We start from the raw sequence: 18,757 nt of genomic DNA on the forward strand, positions 1-18,757 counted from the left end.
GGTATGACATAATATGTCTTTTATAGAGTTTTGAAAATTATTTAATGGTTTAATGTGTATAAATTAAAGTTTTAGAAGAACTATCTTAACTTACTTTTTAAGTTTCTCCTTAGAATCAGAAAAAACAACCCGATAGATATTTCTACCAGGTTGTTTGAGATAGGGGAGTTTTTATAATGTTAGATAGAAGAAAAATATTACTTACTTTCTTTACGACGTGCGTTTAATAAGAATAAAGTACCTGCGCTTGCAAATAAAGAGCCAGATAATAAACCAAATAGTACTTCGTCTGATTCACCAGTTGCTGGTAATTCTTTTGCATCAGCTTTAGGTTTCGCATTTTCTTTCGCAACTTTAGCGTCTTCTGCTTTAGCTTCTGTTAAGATTGCTTCGAATTGTGCACCTTTATCTTCTTTAGCTGATTTATCGATTTGTGCGATATAAGCGTCTTTTTGTTTTTGAGTTAAATTTTCTAATTTGTTCACTGCATCATGAGCTGCTTTAGTTCTCTCTTTTACTGAAGTTTTTTCATCCGCAGCTTTTTTAATATCTTTCTCTACAGCTTTTTCATCTGTTTTGTTTTCAGGTGTTTTTTCTTCTTTTACTTTACCTTCAGTTTTAGCATCTTCTTTAGGTTGTTCTTTTTGATCAGCTTTCTCTTCAGACTTGTTGTCTTCAGGTTTTGCTTCTTCTTCAGTAGCTTTATCTTCTGATTTTGGATCTTCTTGTTTTTCTTTATCGTCAGCTTTGTCTTCTTCAACTGGTGCTTGTTTAGCATCTAAAGCTTTTGCTTCAGCTAAAATAGCTTCAAATTTTTCTGTGCTGTTTTGACCACTTTCAACTAAGATTTGGTGGTTGAAGTCATCTTTTTGAGCATCTGTTAAATTAGGTAAGTTGTTAATTGTGTTATATGCATCTTGAGTTGCTTTGTTTAATGCTTCTAGTGCTTCAGGTGTTTCTTTAGCAGCTTGAGCATCAGCAGCTTTAGCTTCTGATAAAATTGCATCGAAGTCAGTGCTATTTGTACCTGCAACTTCTAAGATACGCTGATTGTATGCATCTTTTTGCGCATCAGTTAAGTTAGGTAAGTTATTGATTGTGTTATAAGCCTCTTGAGAAGCTTGGTTGATATCTTGAGCTGCTTGATCATTTACTTTTTGAGCTTCTGCTAAGATAGCGTCGAAGTTTGTGTTGTTAGCACCAGCTGTTTCAAGAATTTGTTGGTTATATGCGTCTTTTTGCGCATCAGTTAAGCTAGGCAAGTTGTTAATCGTGTTGTAAGCATCTAAAGAAGCTTGATTGATATCTTGTGCCGCTTGATCATTGGTAGCTTGTGCTTCGTCTAAAATTTTGTCGAAGTCAGTGTTGTTAGCACCTGCTGATTCAAGAATTTGTTGGTTATACGCATCTTTTTGCGCGTCCGTTAAGCTAGGTAAGTTGTTGATAATATTGTAAGCATCTTGAGAAGCATAGTTAATATCCTCAGCTGCTTGTGTATTATCTTGTTGAGCTTCAGCTAAAATCGCATCAAAGTTTGAGTTGTTTTGTCCGCTTTGTTCTAAGATTTGTTGATTGTACGCATCTTTCTCAGCATCTGTTAAACTCGGTAAGTTATTAATCGTGTTGTAAGCTTCTTGAGTTTTTTGATTTAAATCTTGTGTTTCAGCGCTTACTGTTTGTCCTCCGCCTAAAAATACTAATGTCCCAAGTGATACTGAAGCAATCCCCACAGATAGCTTACGTAAAGAAAATAGTTGTTTCTTTTTCATTTTCTAATCCTCCTAATAATAAATATGCATATACTTTGATAGACTTACTAAGATGAAAAAAATATATATTGCTTATACATTTATTTTACATAATAGGTGTAGACATAAATTTTCATTTATCAGAAAAATGAATGCGCTTTTCATAAATAAAGCACACGACTTATCCACATTGTATGACACATTATGTCATCTGATGACTATATGTTTAAACGGAAAGTTAAAATGATTAAGAAAAAGTGAAAGCGTGATAGAATAAACAGAAAGTGGCTATTAATATAGGAAGAAACTCATTATAAGTTTCGACAAAAAAGCTGCATGTCCAAATTGAACATACAGCTTTCATGTTAATATTCATTTGCGCTTAGTCGAGTAAATAAGTATGTTTCTTGAAGTTTCAACAATTCTTTCATCACAATTTGATATGTACTTTCAGGTCCGACAAGCCGTGCTTGATTTCGTGCAGTGAAACAGAAGTTAATCGCATCTTCAACACACATTTTAATACGAATGACATAATACTTTTTATTAACTAATTTAATGATTTTGTGTTGGTAACGATGTCGAATCAATTCATAGAGTTCTGGCACGAGTTCAAATGTGACCCATTCTATAGAGTTATAGACGGATTGTGCATGGAAGTGGTTTGGACTGAAAGTGACAACTTTTTGTTTTAAGTCAGTAGAAAGGATTTGATCATGCATCTTATAAATTAGGTTGAATGTAAAGTTATAATATTGAATGCCGATAGGGGTAATCTCTTGGTGGTTATCAGTATATAGCTTTTGAGATTTATTGATTGCACGTGAAGCAGTCACAATATGATTGAGTTCATCGAAACGTTTGCCAACTTTCAACTTAGACAAATGTGAACGTAATTCGCTTTCATGTTGCGTATGGAAAGTCGCAATCAGTAATTCTAAATAATTATAAAGATGTTGATCAATATCAGGTGAAACGGTTTCTAACAACGTCAGCAAAAAGTAAAGTGAGACTTCATGGTTTGAACTGGAACTGTCCATTTCATAAGATTCTAACTTATGATTGTAGGTAATCTCTTTACGATAACCATGCCATTCGTCTGTATCGTAAAGAAAATTCCGAATATTATCGATATCTCTTTGTATTGTCCTTGAAGAGACACCCCATTCGTTAGACAGCTCATACTTATTTACAACCTTTTGTTGAAGCAAACGCGTATAAATACTTAAAATTCTGTGAGCTTGTTCCATAAACATGCCCCCTTGTTCTCAAGATGAAAATTCATAGATAGTGAGGAAAGATTCGAGTTTATGTGAGGTTACGAAGGTCGTCCGTCCAAATCTAAACACTGTAAAATCCTCGTTCATAATTAGTATACAATAATTTTGCATACAAAAGAATAATGAATTGGATTGTGTGGTGGATAGATTATAAAGCTAACTCATTCTTTCTCAATAGCACTATGATAAAATTAAACTGCTTTGAAATAAATTTTATTAAAGGAAAGGTGGTCTGTATGTCTGATATTGTCATTCAAACCGAAGCAAGCCGATTAACAAAAGCACAATTAAATGATGTGTTGAACATAGATCGTGGCTACATTGCACAATGGGCAAACCAAACAAAAAGTATTGGTATATTAATTCAAGATCCGGCACAATTCTTGCGTGTTTATCTCGCTGTACAATCTAGCAGTTATTTACCGGTAGTGTTAGATGCGAAGTGGACATCTGAACAACTACATCAAATTTTAAATCATTATCAGATTACACATGTGATTGCTGATAAGAAGATTGAAGGTGTTAATTCACTACGTCTTGAACAATTAAATGAAGCAGAAACACCTTCCTCACAAAAGGTGACATCACCGCCTGATGATTTATTGCACATCGGTTTTACTTCTGGTACGACAGGCATGCCAAAAGCATATTATCGTAATAGGTACTCTTGGTTAGTCAGTTATGATGCGAATGACGATATCTTAAACGCACCGCCTTCATGCGTAATTGCGCCAGGTCCAATTGCGCATTCACTGACCCTTTATGCCATGATGTATGCGTACCATTCTCATTGTCCGTGTTATATGCAGATGGATTATCATCCTGCACAATTATTACATCAGCTTATTGAGCATCCAAAGGCTGTCGTCTTTATTGTACCTTCGGTTTTAGAACAGATTTTACAATTAAACACCAAAAAGTTAAGAGATATCTCTGTGACATTTCTAACGTCAGGTGCGAAATTAGAACCGCATACGATTAAACGCTTTAAAGAAAGGATGCCGAAATCACAAGTTATTGAATTCTTCGGTACAAGTGAAGCGAGTTTTATTTCATATCATCACGTGACAGACTATGCGCCAAAGAATGTCGGGAAACTTTTCAAAGGCGTTAAAGTTATTTTAACTGATGACACTGGACAGAAATTGTCTGATCCTACTCAAATCGGACAGCTTCATGTACAAAGTGATATGGTCTTTTCAGGCTATGTAGATGGAGAAAGCATCTCTAATCAAGACACTATTGCGACAGGTGATTACGCAAAAATGACAGAAGATCAAGAACTGATATTAGAAGGACGGGTCAATAATAAAGTAATTGTGGGCGGAATGAATGTCTATCCTGAAGAAGTGGAACGTGTAATTTTAGAAACGACACCGATCCAACACGTTATGGTGACAGGTGAAAGGCATTATGAGTTAGGAGAAGTGTTGATTGCGTATTACCAAACAAAACAACCTATAACGATTCGAGAGATAAAACGTGATTTACGTCAATATTTAGAACGTTATAAAGTACCGATGCGCTTTATTGAAGTACCAGAAATGTTATGGACGAATAGCGGAAAAATCGCACGTAAAGAGATGGATGAACGCTATGGGAGGAAAGAAAAATGAGAGAAGCAGTCATTATTGAAGCGAAACGAACACCAATAGGCAAGTATGGCGGTATCTTTAAACATTTAGAACCTGAAGCTTTACTCAAGCCACTTATCGATGAATTGATACAGCTGCATCCGTCTATCGCTTCAAATATACAAGATGTCATCATTGGTAATACAGTAGGTAACGGCGGTAATCTCGCGCGTAAATCATTACTTCATGCCGGACTCTCTTCTGATATTCCGGGTATGACGATAGATCGTCAATGCGGCTCAGGCTTAGAAGCAATCAACCTGGCATGTCGCATGATTCAAGCTGGTGCAGGAGATATTTATCTTGCAGGAGGAGTGGAATCAACAAGTCGAGCACCATGGAAAATTCAAAAACCGCAATCGCTGTATGAGAAACACCCGCCAGAAATATACGAACGTGCGCCTTTTACCCCAGAATCTATGGGAGATCCAAGCATGTTAGAAGCAGCTGAAAATGTAGCGCAAGTTTATCAAGTTGCTCGTGAACATCAAGATGCTTTTGCGGCACGTAGTCATCAAAAATACTTTGAACATTTATCACAAATCCAACGTGAAATCGTACCTTTAACAATCCGTGGTGAACAAGTAACACAAGATGAAGCACCCAAACAAAAGATGTCTGCACAACGTTTAGCACGATTGAAACCGCTATTTGATGCAGGCTCAGTCACTGTCGGCAATGCTTGTCCTAAAAGTGACGGTGCTGCGTTAGCGTTAGTTATGTCACGTGAAAAAGCAGAAGCACTCGGGTTAAAAGGTCAATTGAAATTTATAGATGCACAGGTCTCAGGAGTCAATCCCAAATTATTAGGTATTGGACCTGTCCCTGCGACTGAACAACTATTAATGAGACATCGATTATCTATTTCAGATATAGATTGGGTCGCATTTAATGAAGCTTTCAGCTCTCAAGTACTCGCTTCTATGGACTTGCTTGGTATAGAAGAAAGACAAGTAAATCCATTTGGTGGTGCGCTCGCTGAAGGACATCCATATGGCGCAAGCGGCGCAAATTTAGTCGCACGACTGATTTCTATTCTTACGTATTTCCCTGGAAATCATGCATTAGCTACAATGGGCATTGGTGGCGGGTTAGGTATTTCGACTTTATTTGAGAAGGTAGAGCACTAAATGAAACAGACATTTACTTGGAAATTATCGTCAAAATACGCTTCTATTCCTTTAGATGCGTTTTAATTAACAGATATCTGGCATCGTTTTGAACCCTTTCAAGCATCAGCTGAACATTCTTTTATCTTAAGACAGAAACGTATCCATCGTTATCATTCTTTAATAGAAGGAAAGACTTATACAGCTGAACTTAAATTAATAGATCAACGAGTGCTGAAGCACTTTGAGCAATCACGTTATTTACTGACAGTTACCGCTACGGATAGCGCTGATATATGGATAGAGATTGAAACAACGTTTGTTACTATGAAAGAGACATTTCATCAACAGTCCTCATCATCTGAAACACTTAACGTTCAAGAAACATTTTCTTTACCAGCCCAAGCTTTACCGTTAGAAATAAAGTGGGATGATGTTGAAACGTATTTAAAAACAGTCTCTGATTATAATCCTATTCATTGGCAAGAGGATGTGATGCCTGGAGATTTTGTGGTAATGAAAGCATTAGAGGTAGGGGCATCGCATGATCATGAATTAAAAGCTTATCGCAAGTTAGACATTAAATATAAACAGATGATCATAAAAGATGAATGGTTATACATTCAAGTGGATTCAAAAGACAGTTATACGCATATGAGTGTATATAATACAGCGCATCAACCGTGTATAGAGATTAAAGTAAGATAGATAATGGATGGTTTATAAGAAATAGGTATGAAGAAAGAGCATATTAGTAAGTATTGAAAACCACACCGTGGTTTTCTTTTTTTATGCAGTTTGGTACAATTTTAAAGTTTTGTAAAGAAGCGGTTATTTAATCAAATACGGGTAGAGCCACATAAGGAGGGATTTATATTGGACCTTTATGCTGGTTCTTTTTTTATGTCTCAAAATACTAAGACTGAGATGCATTGTTAAAAGGGCCACACTGACACGGTTTATGAAACATAATGTATATATTCTCTAAAAAATGAATAAAATTTTTTCTTTGGGATTTAAAGCACATTAAATTCGCTTATTATTCATAGTTTATACATGTAAACCCCATATAAATGTATTAAATATACAGAAACATGTAATGAATAAAAAGATAAGTGTGAAAAGTACAACAGTTGTAATGTGATTTAATTCACATGAGCAACATTTGAAAGGGCTTACAATATAGATAAATAAAACAAGGAGGTTTCACAAATGAATGAACATCCAATTAAAGTAAACAGTGAGATCGGTAAATTAAAAACGGTATTACTTAAACGACCTGGTAAAGAATTAGAAAATTTAGTACCTGAGTATTTAGGAGAATTATTATTTGATGATATCCCGTATTTAAAAGTAGCACAAGAAGAGCATGACAAATTTGCACAAGTGCTACGTGACGAAGGCGTAGAAGTGCTTTATTTAGAAAAATTAGCTGCAGAAGCCATTGAAGATCCAAAAGTACGTGAACAATTTATTGAAGATGTATTAGCGGAATCTGAAGATACATTATTAGGCCATGAAGAAGAAGTAAAAGAGTTATTCGAAACATTAAATAACGAAGACTTAATCGAAAAAGTAATGGCAGGTGTTCGTAAAGAAGAGGTAAGACAAGACCATGCACACTTAGTAGAGTATGTGGACGATTCTTATCCATTCTACATGAACCCAATGCCAAACCTTTACTTCACACGTGACCCACAAGCGTCAGTAGGTAATGGTATGACAGTTAACCGTATGTTCTGGCCAGCACGTCGCAGAGAGTCTATCTTCATCACTTATATTTTAAAACATCACCCAAGATTCAAAGATGCTGATATTCCAGTATGGTTAGACAGAAACTCACCTTACAACATTGAAGGTGGAGACGAATTAGTTCTTTCTGAAGAAGTAATCGCAATCGGTATCTCTGAAAGAACATCAGCACAAGCGATTGAAAAATTAGCACGTCAAATCTTTGCAAACCCAGATTCAAAAATCAGAAAAGTTGTTGCGATTGAAATCGCGAATACACGTGCATTCATGCACTTAGACACAGTATTCACAATGATTGACTATGATAAATTCACAATCCACTCAGCTATCGAGAAAAAAGGTGAAGACATGAATATCTTCACACTTGAACCAACTGAAGATGGCAAAGATATCACAATCACACGTACACACAACTTAAAAGAAACATTAAAAGATGCGTTGAATTTAGACCACATCGACTTCATTCCGACAGGTGACGGTGACCGCATCGTAGGACCTCGTGAACAATGGAACGACGGATCTAACACATTAACAATCCGTCCAGGTGTCGTTGTTACTTACGACCGTAACTATGTATCTAACCAATTATTGCGCGACAAAGGCATTAAAGTTATCGAAGTAACAGGTAGTGAATTAGTTCGCGGACGCGGGGGCCCACGTTGCATGAGCCAACCGTTATACCGTGAAGATATCTAATTCTAAAGTATACAGTGCTTTAAGTGATAAGGATTGCATCAATAGAGGCAGTTTAGCGTCATCACTTAAAGCCTGGCTTTAGATTGAATACTGCTTTGACTTAATTTGATACCTATTCACGGCGACATGTTTGTACATGGCCTATGATTTTGGAAATAGCAAGAGGCGCAGGCCCTTTAAAACAATTAAAGCAGTATAGCGTCAAAAAATAAATAAATTGACAACACATGCTTTGAGAGAGTCTCAAGCATTAAAGGAGTTTTGAAGATGAGCGGAGAACAAAGTAAACTCAGTAAAACGGCTTTAATCGGTCTGGTCGTTGGTTCAATGATCGGCGGCGGCGCCTTTAATATTATCTCTGACATGGGCAGCAATGCCGGCGGATTAGCAATTATCATCGGATGGATCATTACAGCTGTAGGTATGATATCACTCGCATTTGTATTCCAGAACTTAACAAATAAACGTCCTGATTTAGACGGCGGTATTTACAGTTATGCACGTGCCGGTTTCGGTGACTTCGTCGGTTTCTCCAGTGCATGGGGATACTGGTTCGCAGCATTCTTAGGAAACGTTGCATATGCCACGTTGCTGATGTCAGCAGTCGGCAACTTCTTCCCGATATTTAAAGGCGGCAACACACTTCCAAGTATTATCGTAGCCTCCATTTTACTTTGGGGTGTACACTTCCTGATTCTGCGAGGCGTAGAAACAGCAACCCTAATCAACAGTATTGTCACAGTTGCCAAGTTAATTCCTATCTTCCTAGCAATTGTATGTATGATCGTCGCATTTAACTTTGACACGTTTATGGCCGGTTTTGCAGGAATGAAAGGCAACATCGCATTACCAATCAACTTCTCAAACATTATGGAACAAGTGAGAGGTACAATGTTGATTACAGTATGGGTATTCACTGGTATTGAAGGTGCGGTTGTATTCTCAGGCCGTGCGAAAACGAAGAAAGATGTGGGTACAGCTACAGTACTCGGTCTATTGATTGTATTAGTGATTTACTTCTTATTAACTGTACTTGCACAAGGTGTTATCGAACAAAATCAAATCTCTGAATTAAGCAGTCCATCAATGGCAGCTTTACTTGCTCACATCGTCGGCCCATGGGGTTCAGTTGTGACAAACATTGGTTTAATCATCTCAGTACTTGGAGCTTGGTTAGGTTGGACATTGCTTGCTGGTGAGTTACCATTCATTGTCGCAAAAGATAAAATGTTCCCGAAATGGTTTGCGAAACAAAACAAAAATGGTGCACCAGTCAACTCACTCCTAATCACAAACATCTTAGTACAACTGTTCTTAATCAGTATGTTATTTACAGATAGTGCGTATCAATTCGCATTCTCACTCGCATCCAGTGCGATATTGATTCCATATGCATTCAGTGCATTCTATCAATTCAAATATACATTGCAGTATGATCGTAAAAGCAACCTACAAATGGCAATCGGTATTATCGCTTCTATCTATGCGGTATGGCTCATTTACGCAGCAGGCGTGGACTACTTGCTACTGACAATGTTGCTATATGTACCTGGTCTGTTCGTTTACTGGATTGTACAACGCAACAAAGGTATCAAATTCATCACAAGAGACTACATTTTAATGGGATTCATTGTCATCTTTGCCATTCTTGGTTTAATAAGATTGTTCAGTGGCGCAGTAAGTGTCTTCTAATTACTGACGCATGAAATCCTGACAACAGATAAAGAAATGGCAGCCTGCAGGACCTCGCTACATCCTGTAAGCTGCCTTTCTATCTGTATACATAAGAATGTGTGTGCGAACGCAATATGATACAATAAACACGTTGTACATGTTGAAAAAAGGGCAGATATTTCAGCTGTCTCAATTAATAAAAACTATATTTTCAACACACATTCATGAAAAAGAGAGAAAGAGATGAGGTGAACGTGTATGAGCAATAGTACTGAAGATTATCAAGCGTCGATTCAAGCATTATCGAAAATATTAGAGGTACCATCAGGGCTGCTCGTTCCTCATCTTTCTGAGATTTATGTCAGGAACTATGAAAAAGGGCAAGTGATTTATTATCAAGGATCAGAAGCGGATAGTATCTATGTATTATTAGAAGGTTATGTATCAAGAGAAATGTTGAACGAAAACGGTGACGACTATTTAATGTTGAACCGACCGATTAATATGTTTCCTTTAAATCATTTATTCCATTCTGATCATTACCATGAATCATGTACAGCGCTCACAAGCAGCTTGATTGTCAGAGTGCCTAAAAATGTCATTGAATATTTATGTAAAAATCACGAAGATACGTTTATTAAAATCTTTGATTTATTACGTACAGAAGCTAACCAAAACATTGAACGTAATATGGCTTTACTTGGTCGTAATGCCGAACAAAAGGTGATAAACACATTGCGCGTAATGTGCGAAACGGTAGGAAACGATCAAGGTGCTTATTACGAACTAGATAAGATTATGACTGTGACACTGTTAAGTGAGTTAGCAGGTGTATCAAGAGAAAAAGCCAGTCATGTGATCAGAGATTTAAGTAAACAAAATTTAGTGTTAAAGAATCATCAAACTTGGACTGTAAGTAAGTCCTTGTAGAAGAAGAGAGAAGCGGCATCCTTACTTTTGAACAAAGTAATCATGTCGCTTCTCTCTTCTCATTTATCTTTATTTAGCTCATCAAGGCTTCAATAATAAGTATTTCACATATTCTGCTTCTTCATTTGATTTCATTAACATCATAATAACATCATTACCACTGACTGTACCCAAAACATGCGGCAGCTGCATTTGGTCAATACAGTAATTGATGGTACGGGCAAATCCCGGTTCTGTTTTAATTAGGATATAGCTGTCTTTAACGATAATAGAGTTGATACTATCAACGCGATATTTCTTGAAAGCTTCACGAAAGCTGTTTGCTTCATTTTTTTCTGGTAACACATAATAAGAAGGGGCTGAGCCATTCGGAACTTTCGTCACTCTTAAATGTTGTAAATCTTTTGCGACTGTGGTCATACTGAAAATTAAATTGTATTGCTCTTCCATGATTTCAGCTAACTCACGTACTGTAGAAATTTTGTTATTCTTTAGTAGTAATTTAATTAAATCAAGACGTTTCTCTCTTTCCATATCCTCATCCCTTAAATTAATAATTATACAGTATTATTGTATTCTATAAGTTAAGTGAACTCAAATCATTTTTGCTTATTTAACAATATTATCGCAAAGTGCTTTGAATAAATGAAAGAACTTGTTTGTAAGTTAGAAGTAATATTGAGATTAAATAATTGAAGTTTCTTAATAACTGAACGCCTTATTCAGTAAAAAAGAAGTGTACACGCGTTTTAGGTGTACACTTCTTTTGTGTGGTTTCATTGTTATTTTACTGCTTTTAATAAAGTGCGATAAAGTGTTTCTGCAGTGTCTTCATCTTCAATATGATGAATATTCATGCGGCCATCTTTAAAGAGTGTGGCTTCATAACCGTCTACATTTAAAAGTTTGACGTAAGGATTCGCTTTAAGAATTTGACCTGGGAATAAGTCGGCGTTGTCAAAGTGATCAGGTTTGAAGCGGAAGACGAATGTATCTCCGCAACTGCCTTCGATGACGTTTGATTGACGTTTACCTAGATATTCGTAATTACCTTGTGCACAGACTGTGCAATTAGGGTTTTTGAAGCGGCTGACATCCATAGATTGTTGTTTGACTTCAAAGGGTGACACCGTAATGAGTTTGCCAGAGAATCCCTTGCCTGATACATAGCGCATCAGCTCCGCAATCTGATAACTCACGACCTGCATAATGACAGGTGGTATCACACCATTAATTGCGCAACTTTCTGCAGTTTCAGGTGTTTCTTCCATAAAACAACGTAAACAAGGACCTGTATAATCAATCGCATAGACAGAACCTTTACCTCCAACAGCTGCACCATAAATCCAAGGTAAATTTAATTTATGACAGACTTCATTAAATAAGAAGCGAATCGCAAAATGGTCCATTCCATCTAATAAAATATCTGGATTAATATCTTGAATCATCGTTTCAATATTTGTTGAAGTGATTTCTTCATAGATAGGATCTACTTCTACATTAGAGTTAATAACTTTTAGTTTATCTGCTAATGCATAGACTTTCGGACGCATTTCTGTGACATCTGTTTCATCATAAAGTGCTTGGCGATGAAGGTTGGTTAATTCAACAATATCCATATCGACGATGGTTAATTTGCCGACACCCATACGCACAAGTTGTTCAGCTATATGACTGCCAAGGGCACCCGCACCCATGACTAATACATGTGTGTGTTCAAGGTTGTGTTGACCTTGTGCGCCAAAAGGCGCAAAGCGTGTTTGGCGGCTATAGCGTTCGTTGAAATCTGGTGTTTCTGACGGTGTAGGCATTATAAGAATCCTAAACCTTCGGTAGGGCTGGATGCTTGTGCAGTATATTTAATTGGGATACGGCCAGCTTCATAACTTAAACGACCTGCTTCAACACCAAGTTTCATTGCTTCTGCCATTTTCACTGGATCTTTAGCACGTGATACAGCAGAGTTTAATAAGATACCATCTGCGCCGAGTTCCATCGCTTGTGCCGCATCTTTCGCTGAACCAATACCTGCATCAACGATAATCGGTACATTTGAATTCTTAATAATATAGCTTAGGTTTAATGGGTTGTTGATACCACGGCCTGTACCGATAGGTGAAGCTAAAGGCATTACCGCATGAACACCTAATTCTTCTAAACGTTTGGCTAATACTGGGTCTTCAGAGATATAAGGACAAACAATGTAGCCACGTTCTAATAAAATTTTACATGTTTCATACGTTGCAATCGGATCAGGTAGTAATGTTTCATCATCACCGATAATTTCGACTTTAATCATGTCGCAAACACCTGCGTGTTTTGCGATTTCTGCGATACGAACAGCTTCTTCAACTGTTTTCGCACCAGCTGTATTAGGGAATGTAACAAAGTCTTTTAAGTTAACGTTCGCAAGGGGGTTCGGTAAGTTTTTGTCATATAGATTCATACGACGTACCGCAAATGTCAGTACGTTTGTACCTGAAGCTTCGATAGCTTTCGTTTGTACATCTTCATTTTCAAATTTTCCTGTACCGAGTAATAATCTTGATTCCATTTCATAAGGTCCAATTTTTAACATATTATCCGCCTCCAACAAATTCTAATAGTTCTAAACGATCATCTTCGCGTACGATTTGGTTTGCGAAGTCTTCACGTTGTATTAAGTTTTGGTTATGTTCTGCGATGACACGTTTTTTGTCGAGTTCTAAATGATCTAAAATATCTTGAATTGTGACTTCAGTATCGAATGTGAACGGATCACCATTAATGATGCACTTCATGTTTCTCCCTCCTTAATTCAAATTGAAAGGGTTCGAGTGCTTGTGGACGATGTCCAGTCGCAACCCATTCGGCCATTAATTCACCGATAACAGGTGATAATAAAATACCATTACGGTAATGGCCAGTAATAATCCATAATCCTTCTTGTACTTCATCCATAATCGGCTGTTCTTCTTTAGTCCATGGACGAATACCTGACCAGTATTTGAGTTCTTTGCTTCCCGCAAGTTCAGGTACACGCTTAATTGCTTCTTCTAATAACCATGTTTTACCTTGTTCAGATACACCGACAGAGTAATCATCAAAGTAGCTTGTTGCGCCGATTAAGAAACGATGCGGAGGTTTAGGTACGATATAACAGCCGTTGGTCATAAATAACGTTTGTTTTAAATCTAAGTCTTCATTTTCAACGAGCAAGACTTCGCCTTTAACACCGCTGACTGCTTCTTGAATGTCTGGTTGTTCTGAGACATTGCCAGCCCAAGCACCTGTGGCTTCAATTACTTTATGTGCTTTTGTTAAAGTGCGACGTCCGTTACGCTCTGCCTCAATATCATAACCTTCACCGACACGATGAATTGCGGTTACATTCGTGTGTGAGAAGCGATCAATATTTGGTGCGTTTTCTAGTGAAGCATGAAGCGCCTTAGTATAATGATTGGCATTGATTTGATGATCGTGCGGCACAAACATCATGGCTTCTGTACTTTTAACTAAATGATTGGTCAGTAATGCTAAATCAGTATCTGATAAGTCTTGAACATCCTCATCATGTGAATGAAGAAATGCATATTGTTGTTTCAATGATGGGACATCTTCTGTTTGAGTGGCTAACTTAATCAGGCCATTTTGTTGGTACTGAATATCAATACCTGTTTCAGAAAGCAAGTCTGTACTTAATGCGTTGAACTTAGCACGTGAAGTAAGCGCTAAACGAAAGAGGGGGCTGTCCTCTTTAAATTCATTTTGTGCACCTAACATACCGCCTGCTTTATAAGAGGCATGTTTGCCTTCGATATCACGGTCGATTAATGCGATAGATAAACCACTGTCTTTTAAATGTCTTGCGATAGACATTCCGATGACGCCTGCTCCGATAATGGCTAAATCATACATAATGTTCACCTTCCTTGAGGGTGCGAAGTGTTTGTATATCATGTTGTAAGAAGAAAGAAATGGCTGCGATACCACTAAAACCATGCGGCACTTGTGATAACGTATTTTCGTTAATACCGCCAAGTGCGATGGTAGGCATATCTACTTGTAAGGCATCTGATATTTCAGATGGCGTACGTGGCGGTAAACCTGGTTTAGAACCGGTCTCGAAAAGATGACCGAATAACACAAAATCTAAGTGATGATTTTTAGCGGATTGAATTGTATCTTTATGATGTGTAGACATGCTGACACATACATCTGGATACTTGCTTTTGAATTCAAAGGCACGCTCGTCCATCTCTTTAAAATGAATACGCTTTAAATCAAAATTTTCAAATAGTTTTATATTGGAATGCGCAGTGATTTTAGCTTTAGGAAATCCAGCATCTAGTAAGCGTTGAATTTCTGTAGCTTGAGTTGCTTGGTCAGTACGTACAATTAAACAGTCAATCACAGGCGCTATTTCAACATATTGAGCTATGGTTGTTTTTGTGAGTTCATATGGCGTTATCGCGACCCACACGATGGATTCACCTTCTTTAATCAATAAGTCGCAATAAAAGCGAAATAAAAAAACGCTATTTCCATATAAGAAAATAGCGCATTAAACGTACAATACGCCACTTTCCTACGCTAGTATAAACTAGATCAGGTTCCAAGAATTTCCTTATCATACATAAGGATCTCAGCCTGTAGGAACAGGCACTTCCAGTGGACTTATTGAAATTATTTGATTCATAGTATTTCAGGAAGTCATCATATTCAATACTTTAACTAATCGTGTAGCGAGGCGTTAACGTATTGGACTGACTTTTTCATTCTTGAAATATAACTTCCTTCTATATACAAACACATCATAAATCACTTGCATTAAAATTGCAATAGCGAATCGCTTTCATTGTAGGTTTTTACTGCTTACAAGTAAGACTATTGAAACAAGCAAATACAGCCGTCAATATGTGTGATACAATGAGAAAAAACATAAGGGGATATACATGAAACATATATTCAAAAGTGCAGTTGTATCACTTGCGGTTGTGGCTAGTTTAACTTTAACAAATACAGAAACGTTAGCAGCAGGTAGCTATTATTATAATGGGATGACGGATTATAATGCGTCTAAAGCTTATCCTAAAACAAAGCGAATTTCTAATAATGATGTACAAATTAAACACATCGCAAATGCATACAAAGGAAAATATAAAGCAGTAGGACGTATTAGTAATAAAGATGGTTGGAAAGGTAGAGGTAAAGACAGTATGGGGACAGGGACTGTTATAGGACCTTATACATTAATTACCAATGCACACGTGATAGATGATGCCAAAGGTGCGGCAGCTAATCCTAAATATATTACGTTTGATTTAAATCGCGATGGTAAGGCAAAAACTTATACTTTTCACGCAACGAAAGTGGTTAAAGTACCTCAAGCCGATGTCGCATTAGTCTATACCAAAGAAAAACTGACGAACTACACACAAGCATTACCTCTTGCGTCGAATTCACAAATCAACAACTTAACTTATAATCGCAATCTCTATTCAGTAGGTTATCCATGGCAAAATGGAGATAATACAAAATCCTACTGGAGTAAATTAAAATTCATACAAAAATCTTCAAACGGAACAGAACTACAAACCAAAGATAAATTCCGTGCAGGTGCTTCAGGATCAGTCATGGTTGATGGTAATTACCGTATCTATGGATTACGCACATACGGCTATAACCTCTGGGGTACATCACCTTATAATTACGCCAAAGTTGAAATGGCAGGCGGAGAAGCATTAAATGGATTAACAGGAAGTTTTGTGAGAAGTCATATTAGATAGACTTTAAATACAATCTCTTTAAAAGTGTGAAATGAGTCGCACGGATTAGGGAGATTGTGTTTTTTGTTTTTATTTACCTAGTTTGATTCAATTTCGTAAAAAAAGATGACAATTATTTTACCTAAATAGTAAAATTAAAATTCAAGTTGTATATGGAATTAAGAATTGAACCGTAGTATAATTATATTAATAAATATCTAGGGGAACTAGTGAGTGCTTCAGTGTTTAAATATAAGGAAGGGCGGTATCAACTATGAAAAAATCTTTAAAATATCTACATCGTATGCCTTATTTTGCTGGGGTTCAGCCGTCTTAGCTAGGTTTCATATTAATGATTTTAAGTTGATGAAAATTAAATGTTTTTCATTTAGCAATATTGAGAGTAATCATAAAATCTTAGTTATTAATATGAGAGAGGGTATGAAATTATGAATGAAAATATACAATTTTTAAACGAACAAATAAGAAGCTTACAAAATATGTTGATAGAGATGAGACTGGATCAAGGTTTAATGAGTATAGACTTGAAGTATCTCAGAAAATCTGAAGATAGAAATTTTGAACGCTTAGAGAACAAAATTAATAATCTAGATAAAAGTTTAATTGAAATTAAAAATCTGATACGTAATATACAATAATGAAATGTGATACAAGGTTTCTATAGTATATACAGTTGACAAGTACAGACACTTTAATTCTTTACTACAGTACTTTATATACATTGAGTGATACGGCAGAAGTCTAAAGGGCTTCTGCTTTTTTGATGTTTTGTTATGAAATTAATTTTCAAGTTTGGGGCGCTGTAATGTGTTAAAATACCAATGGTATATATTATGAATAAAGAAGGTTAGAAAATGACTGAATATGTAGTGACAAACGGTAAAGTTTATACAGAAACAGGTGTCTTAGATAAAGGTTATGTGAAAATTTCTGATGGCAAAATTTCAGAGGTTGGTCATGGTGATTATCAAGGGGATCTAGAAGTAGTGGATGCACAAGGACAATATGTTTTACCTGGGTTTATTGATATTCATATTCATGGCGGGTACGGACAAGATGCGATGGATGCTTCATTTGAAGGTTTGAAACATTTAGCTGAATCGTTACTTTCTGAAGGTACTACATCATTCCTTGCGACAACAATGACACAATCAGTGGAAAACATCGATCGTGCCTTAGAAAATATTGTGGAATATAAAGCAGTTCAAGATAAAGAAAATGCGGCTGAAATTGCAGGTGTTCATTTAGAAGGTCCGTTTATTTCAGAACATAAAGTAGGCGCCCAAAACCCTAAATATGTACAACGTCCTTCAGTAGATGCGATTGAACACTTCCAAGAGAAAGCTGACGGAAATATTAAAGTGATTACCTTTGCCCCAGAAGTAGAAGGTGCAAAAGAAGTTCTAGAAAAATTATCCGACCAAATTATCTTTTCTATGGGTCATACTGTTGCGACATTTGATGAAGTGAATGAAGCGGTAGAACATGGCGCAAAACATGTCACTCATCTTTATAATGCAGGAACACCATTTGAACATCGTGCGCCTGGACAATTTGGTGCGGCATGGACCAACGACGGTATCCATACAGAACTAATCGCAGATGGTATTCATTCACATCCAGCATCAGTTAAAATCGCTTATACAATGAAAGGCAATAAACGATTTTACTTAATTACAGATGCGATGCGCGCAAAAGGTATGTCGGATGGCGAGTATGATTTAGGTGGACAAAACGTTATTGTCAAAGGCTCAGAAGCACGATTAGAATCAGGTGCTTTAGCTGGCAGTATCTTAAAAATGAATGACGGCTTACGCAATATGCTTACATTTACTGGTGCATCACTCGAAGAAATGTGGCGTGTAACAAGCCTAAATCAAGCCATTGCGTTAGGTATAGACGATCATAAAGGCAGCATTAAAGAAGGCAAAGATGCAGACTTAGTCTTATTAGATCAAGACATGCATGTCAAAACAACAATTAAAAACGGTCAAGTTCATAACTATTAATTTATAGTTAGAGGCACTCGTATTTAAAACGGGTGCTTTTTTTATTTGTGTTTTTGGTGCCTACAATTAGATATATAACGGCGTATAATAATGTGTTTCATTATAAAAATCACATATAGTATACCCATGTATAGTTGTTTTAGTTATTGTTTATACT

The 18,757-nt window shown here is 36.7% G+C and carries 17 protein-coding genes and 1 riboswitch; of the genes, 9 read left to right on the forward strand and 8 right to left on the reverse strand.

What is annotated here, in order from left to right; all coding sequences use genetic code 11:
- Window positions 1-197: 197 nt before the first annotated feature.
- Complete coding sequence (locus tag CD112_RS05930) at window positions 198-1,769, reverse strand: YSIRK-type signal peptide-containing protein (RefSeq protein WP_103364007.1); 1,572 nt, start codon at window positions 1,767-1,769, stop codon at window positions 198-200.
- 344 nt (window positions 1,770-2,113) lie between these two features.
- The gene (locus CD112_RS05935; protein WP_023015545.1) at window positions 2,114-2,998 is read right to left on the reverse strand and encodes a helix-turn-helix transcriptional regulator; all 885 of its coding nucleotides are present in this window, start codon (window positions 2,996-2,998) and stop codon (window positions 2,114-2,116) included.
- Window positions 2,999-3,264: 266 nt separating this feature from the next.
- Between CD112_RS05935 and CD112_RS05940 the strand changes: the two genes are divergently transcribed.
- The 6 genes from CD112_RS05940 to CD112_RS05965 all read left to right on the forward strand — a co-directional run bounded on the left by CD112_RS05940 (window position 3,265) and on the right by CD112_RS05965 (window position 10,823).
- Window positions 3,265-4,644, forward strand: coding sequence for an AMP-binding protein (locus CD112_RS05940; RefSeq protein ID WP_103364008.1), 1,380 nt, complete (start codon window positions 3,265-3,267; stop codon window positions 4,642-4,644).
- Window positions 4,641-5,792 (forward strand): thiolase family protein, encoded by a 1,152-nt coding sequence (locus tag CD112_RS05945; protein ID WP_103364009.1) that lies wholly within the window; start codon window positions 4,641-4,643, stop codon window positions 5,790-5,792. The genes CD112_RS05940 and CD112_RS05945 overlap by 4 nt, the downstream gene beginning before the upstream one ends.
- A 75-nt stretch (window positions 5,793-5,867) precedes the next feature.
- Window positions 5,868-6,479, forward strand: a complete 612-nt coding sequence (locus CD112_RS05950; protein WP_500271896.1) for a hypothetical protein — start codon at window positions 5,868-5,870, stop codon at window positions 6,477-6,479.
- A 504-nt stretch (window positions 6,480-6,983) separates the two neighbouring features.
- Complete coding sequence (gene arcA, locus CD112_RS05955; RefSeq protein WP_002479926.1) at window positions 6,984-8,219, forward strand: arginine deiminase; 1,236 nt, start codon at window positions 6,984-6,986, stop codon at window positions 8,217-8,219.
- A 267-nt stretch (window positions 8,220-8,486) separates the two neighbouring features.
- Window positions 8,487-9,911 (forward strand): arginine-ornithine antiporter, encoded by a 1,425-nt coding sequence (gene arcD / locus CD112_RS05960; RefSeq protein ID WP_002479925.1) that lies wholly within the window; start codon window positions 8,487-8,489, stop codon window positions 9,909-9,911.
- Window positions 9,912-10,151: 240 nt separating this feature from the next.
- A complete protein-coding gene (locus tag CD112_RS05965; protein ID WP_002479924.1) occupies window positions 10,152-10,823 on the forward strand; it encodes a Crp/Fnr family transcriptional regulator in 672 nt (223 codons plus the stop codon).
- 81 nt (window positions 10,824-10,904) lie between these two features.
- On the opposite strand, the gene CD112_RS05970 is transcribed toward CD112_RS05965, so the two are convergent.
- From CD112_RS05970 to CD112_RS05995, 6 genes are all read right to left on the reverse strand, one after another.
- The gene (locus tag CD112_RS05970) at window positions 10,905-11,357 is read right to left on the reverse strand and encodes an arginine repressor (RefSeq protein ID WP_103364011.1); all 453 of its coding nucleotides are present in this window, start codon (window positions 11,355-11,357) and stop codon (window positions 10,905-10,907) included.
- Window positions 11,358-11,605: 248 nt separating this feature from the next.
- Window positions 11,606-12,634 (reverse strand): ThiF family adenylyltransferase, encoded by a 1,029-nt coding sequence (locus CD112_RS05975; protein ID WP_103364012.1) that lies wholly within the window; start codon window positions 12,632-12,634, stop codon window positions 11,606-11,608.
- Window positions 12,634-13,401: a thiazole synthase gene (locus CD112_RS05980; RefSeq protein WP_002479921.1), complete on the reverse strand. Its 768-nt coding sequence runs from the start codon at window positions 13,399-13,401 to the stop codon at window positions 12,634-12,636. The genes CD112_RS05975 and CD112_RS05980 overlap by 1 nt, the downstream gene beginning before the upstream one ends.
- Before the next feature lies 1 nt (window position 13,402).
- Window positions 13,403-13,603, reverse strand: a complete 201-nt coding sequence (gene thiS, locus CD112_RS05985; protein ID WP_002479920.1) for a sulfur carrier protein ThiS — start codon at window positions 13,601-13,603, stop codon at window positions 13,403-13,405.
- Window positions 13,587-14,720, reverse strand: a complete 1,134-nt coding sequence (locus CD112_RS05990; RefSeq protein WP_103364013.1) for an NAD(P)/FAD-dependent oxidoreductase — start codon at window positions 14,718-14,720, stop codon at window positions 13,587-13,589. The genes thiS and CD112_RS05990 overlap by 17 nt, the downstream gene beginning before the upstream one ends.
- Window positions 14,713-15,285 (reverse strand): thiamine phosphate synthase, encoded by a 573-nt coding sequence (locus CD112_RS05995; protein ID WP_103364014.1) that lies wholly within the window; start codon window positions 15,283-15,285, stop codon window positions 14,713-14,715. Before CD112_RS05995 ends, CD112_RS05990 begins: the two co-directional genes overlap by 8 nt.
- An 85-nt stretch (window positions 15,286-15,370) precedes the next feature.
- Window positions 15,371-15,482, reverse strand: a riboswitch (TPP riboswitch).
- A 275-nt stretch (window positions 15,483-15,757) separates the two neighbouring features.
- Between CD112_RS05995 and CD112_RS06000 the strand changes: the two genes are divergently transcribed.
- From CD112_RS06000 to nagA, 3 genes are all read left to right on the forward strand, one after another.
- The gene (locus tag CD112_RS06000) at window positions 15,758-16,591 is read left to right on the forward strand and encodes a trypsin-like serine peptidase (RefSeq protein ID WP_103364015.1); all 834 of its coding nucleotides are present in this window, start codon (window positions 15,758-15,760) and stop codon (window positions 16,589-16,591) included.
- Between the two features lie 428 nt (window positions 16,592-17,019).
- Entirely contained in the window at window positions 17,020-17,229 is a 210-nt protein-coding gene (locus CD112_RS06010; protein ID WP_061055214.1) for a hypothetical protein, read from the forward strand.
- Between the two features lie 216 nt (window positions 17,230-17,445).
- A complete protein-coding gene (gene nagA, locus CD112_RS06015) occupies window positions 17,446-18,600 on the forward strand; it encodes an N-acetylglucosamine-6-phosphate deacetylase (RefSeq protein WP_103364016.1) in 1,155 nt (384 codons plus the stop codon).
- Window positions 18,601-18,757: the final 157 nt, after the last annotated feature.

Source organism: Staphylococcus simulans, assembly GCF_002902285.1.
Lineage (GTDB): Bacteria > Bacillota > Bacilli > Staphylococcales > Staphylococcaceae > Staphylococcus > Staphylococcus simulans.

Bases quoted from the DNA above. Each gene is read 5' to 3' on its own strand.
- arcA (WP_002479926.1), top strand. From the start codon at position 6,984: ATGAATGAACATCCAATTAAAGTAAACAGTGAGATCGGTAAATTAAAA.
- CD112_RS05975 (WP_103364012.1), bottom strand. From the start codon at position 12,634: ATGCCTACACCGTCAGAAACACCAGATTTCAACGAACGCTATAGCCGC.
- CD112_RS05940 (WP_103364008.1), top strand. From the start codon at position 3,265: ATGTCTGATATTGTCATTCAAACCGAAGCAAGCCGATTAACAAAAGCA.
- CD112_RS05990 (WP_103364013.1), bottom strand. From the start codon at position 14,720: ATGTATGATTTAGCCATTATCGGAGCAGGCGTCATCGGAATGTCTATC.
- CD112_RS06010 (WP_061055214.1), top strand. From the start codon at position 17,020: ATGAATGAAAATATACAATTTTTAAACGAACAAATAAGAAGCTTACAA.
- CD112_RS05935 (WP_023015545.1), bottom strand. From the start codon at position 2,998: ATGGAACAAGCTCACAGAATTTTAAGTATTTATACGCGTTTGCTTCAA.
- CD112_RS05965 (WP_002479924.1), top strand. From the start codon at position 10,152: ATGAGCAATAGTACTGAAGATTATCAAGCGTCGATTCAAGCATTATCG.
- thiS (WP_002479920.1), bottom strand. From the start codon at position 13,603: ATGAAGTGCATCATTAATGGTGATCCGTTCACATTCGATACTGAAGTC.
- arcD (WP_002479925.1), top strand. From the start codon at position 8,487: ATGAGCGGAGAACAAAGTAAACTCAGTAAAACGGCTTTAATCGGTCTG.
- CD112_RS05970 (WP_103364011.1), bottom strand. From the start codon at position 11,357: ATGGAAAGAGAGAAACGTCTTGATTTAATTAAATTACTACTAAAGAAT.
- CD112_RS05930 (WP_103364007.1), bottom strand. From the start codon at position 1,769: ATGAAAAAGAAACAACTATTTTCTTTACGTAAGCTATCTGTGGGGATT.
- CD112_RS05945 (WP_103364009.1), top strand. From the start codon at position 4,641: ATGAGAGAAGCAGTCATTATTGAAGCGAAACGAACACCAATAGGCAAG.
- nagA (WP_103364016.1), top strand. From the start codon at position 17,446: ATGACTGAATATGTAGTGACAAACGGTAAAGTTTATACAGAAACAGGT.
- CD112_RS06000 (WP_103364015.1), top strand. From the start codon at position 15,758: ATGAAACATATATTCAAAAGTGCAGTTGTATCACTTGCGGTTGTGGCT.
- CD112_RS05980 (WP_002479921.1), bottom strand. From the start codon at position 13,401: ATGTTAAAAATTGGACCTTATGAAATGGAATCAAGATTATTACTCGGT.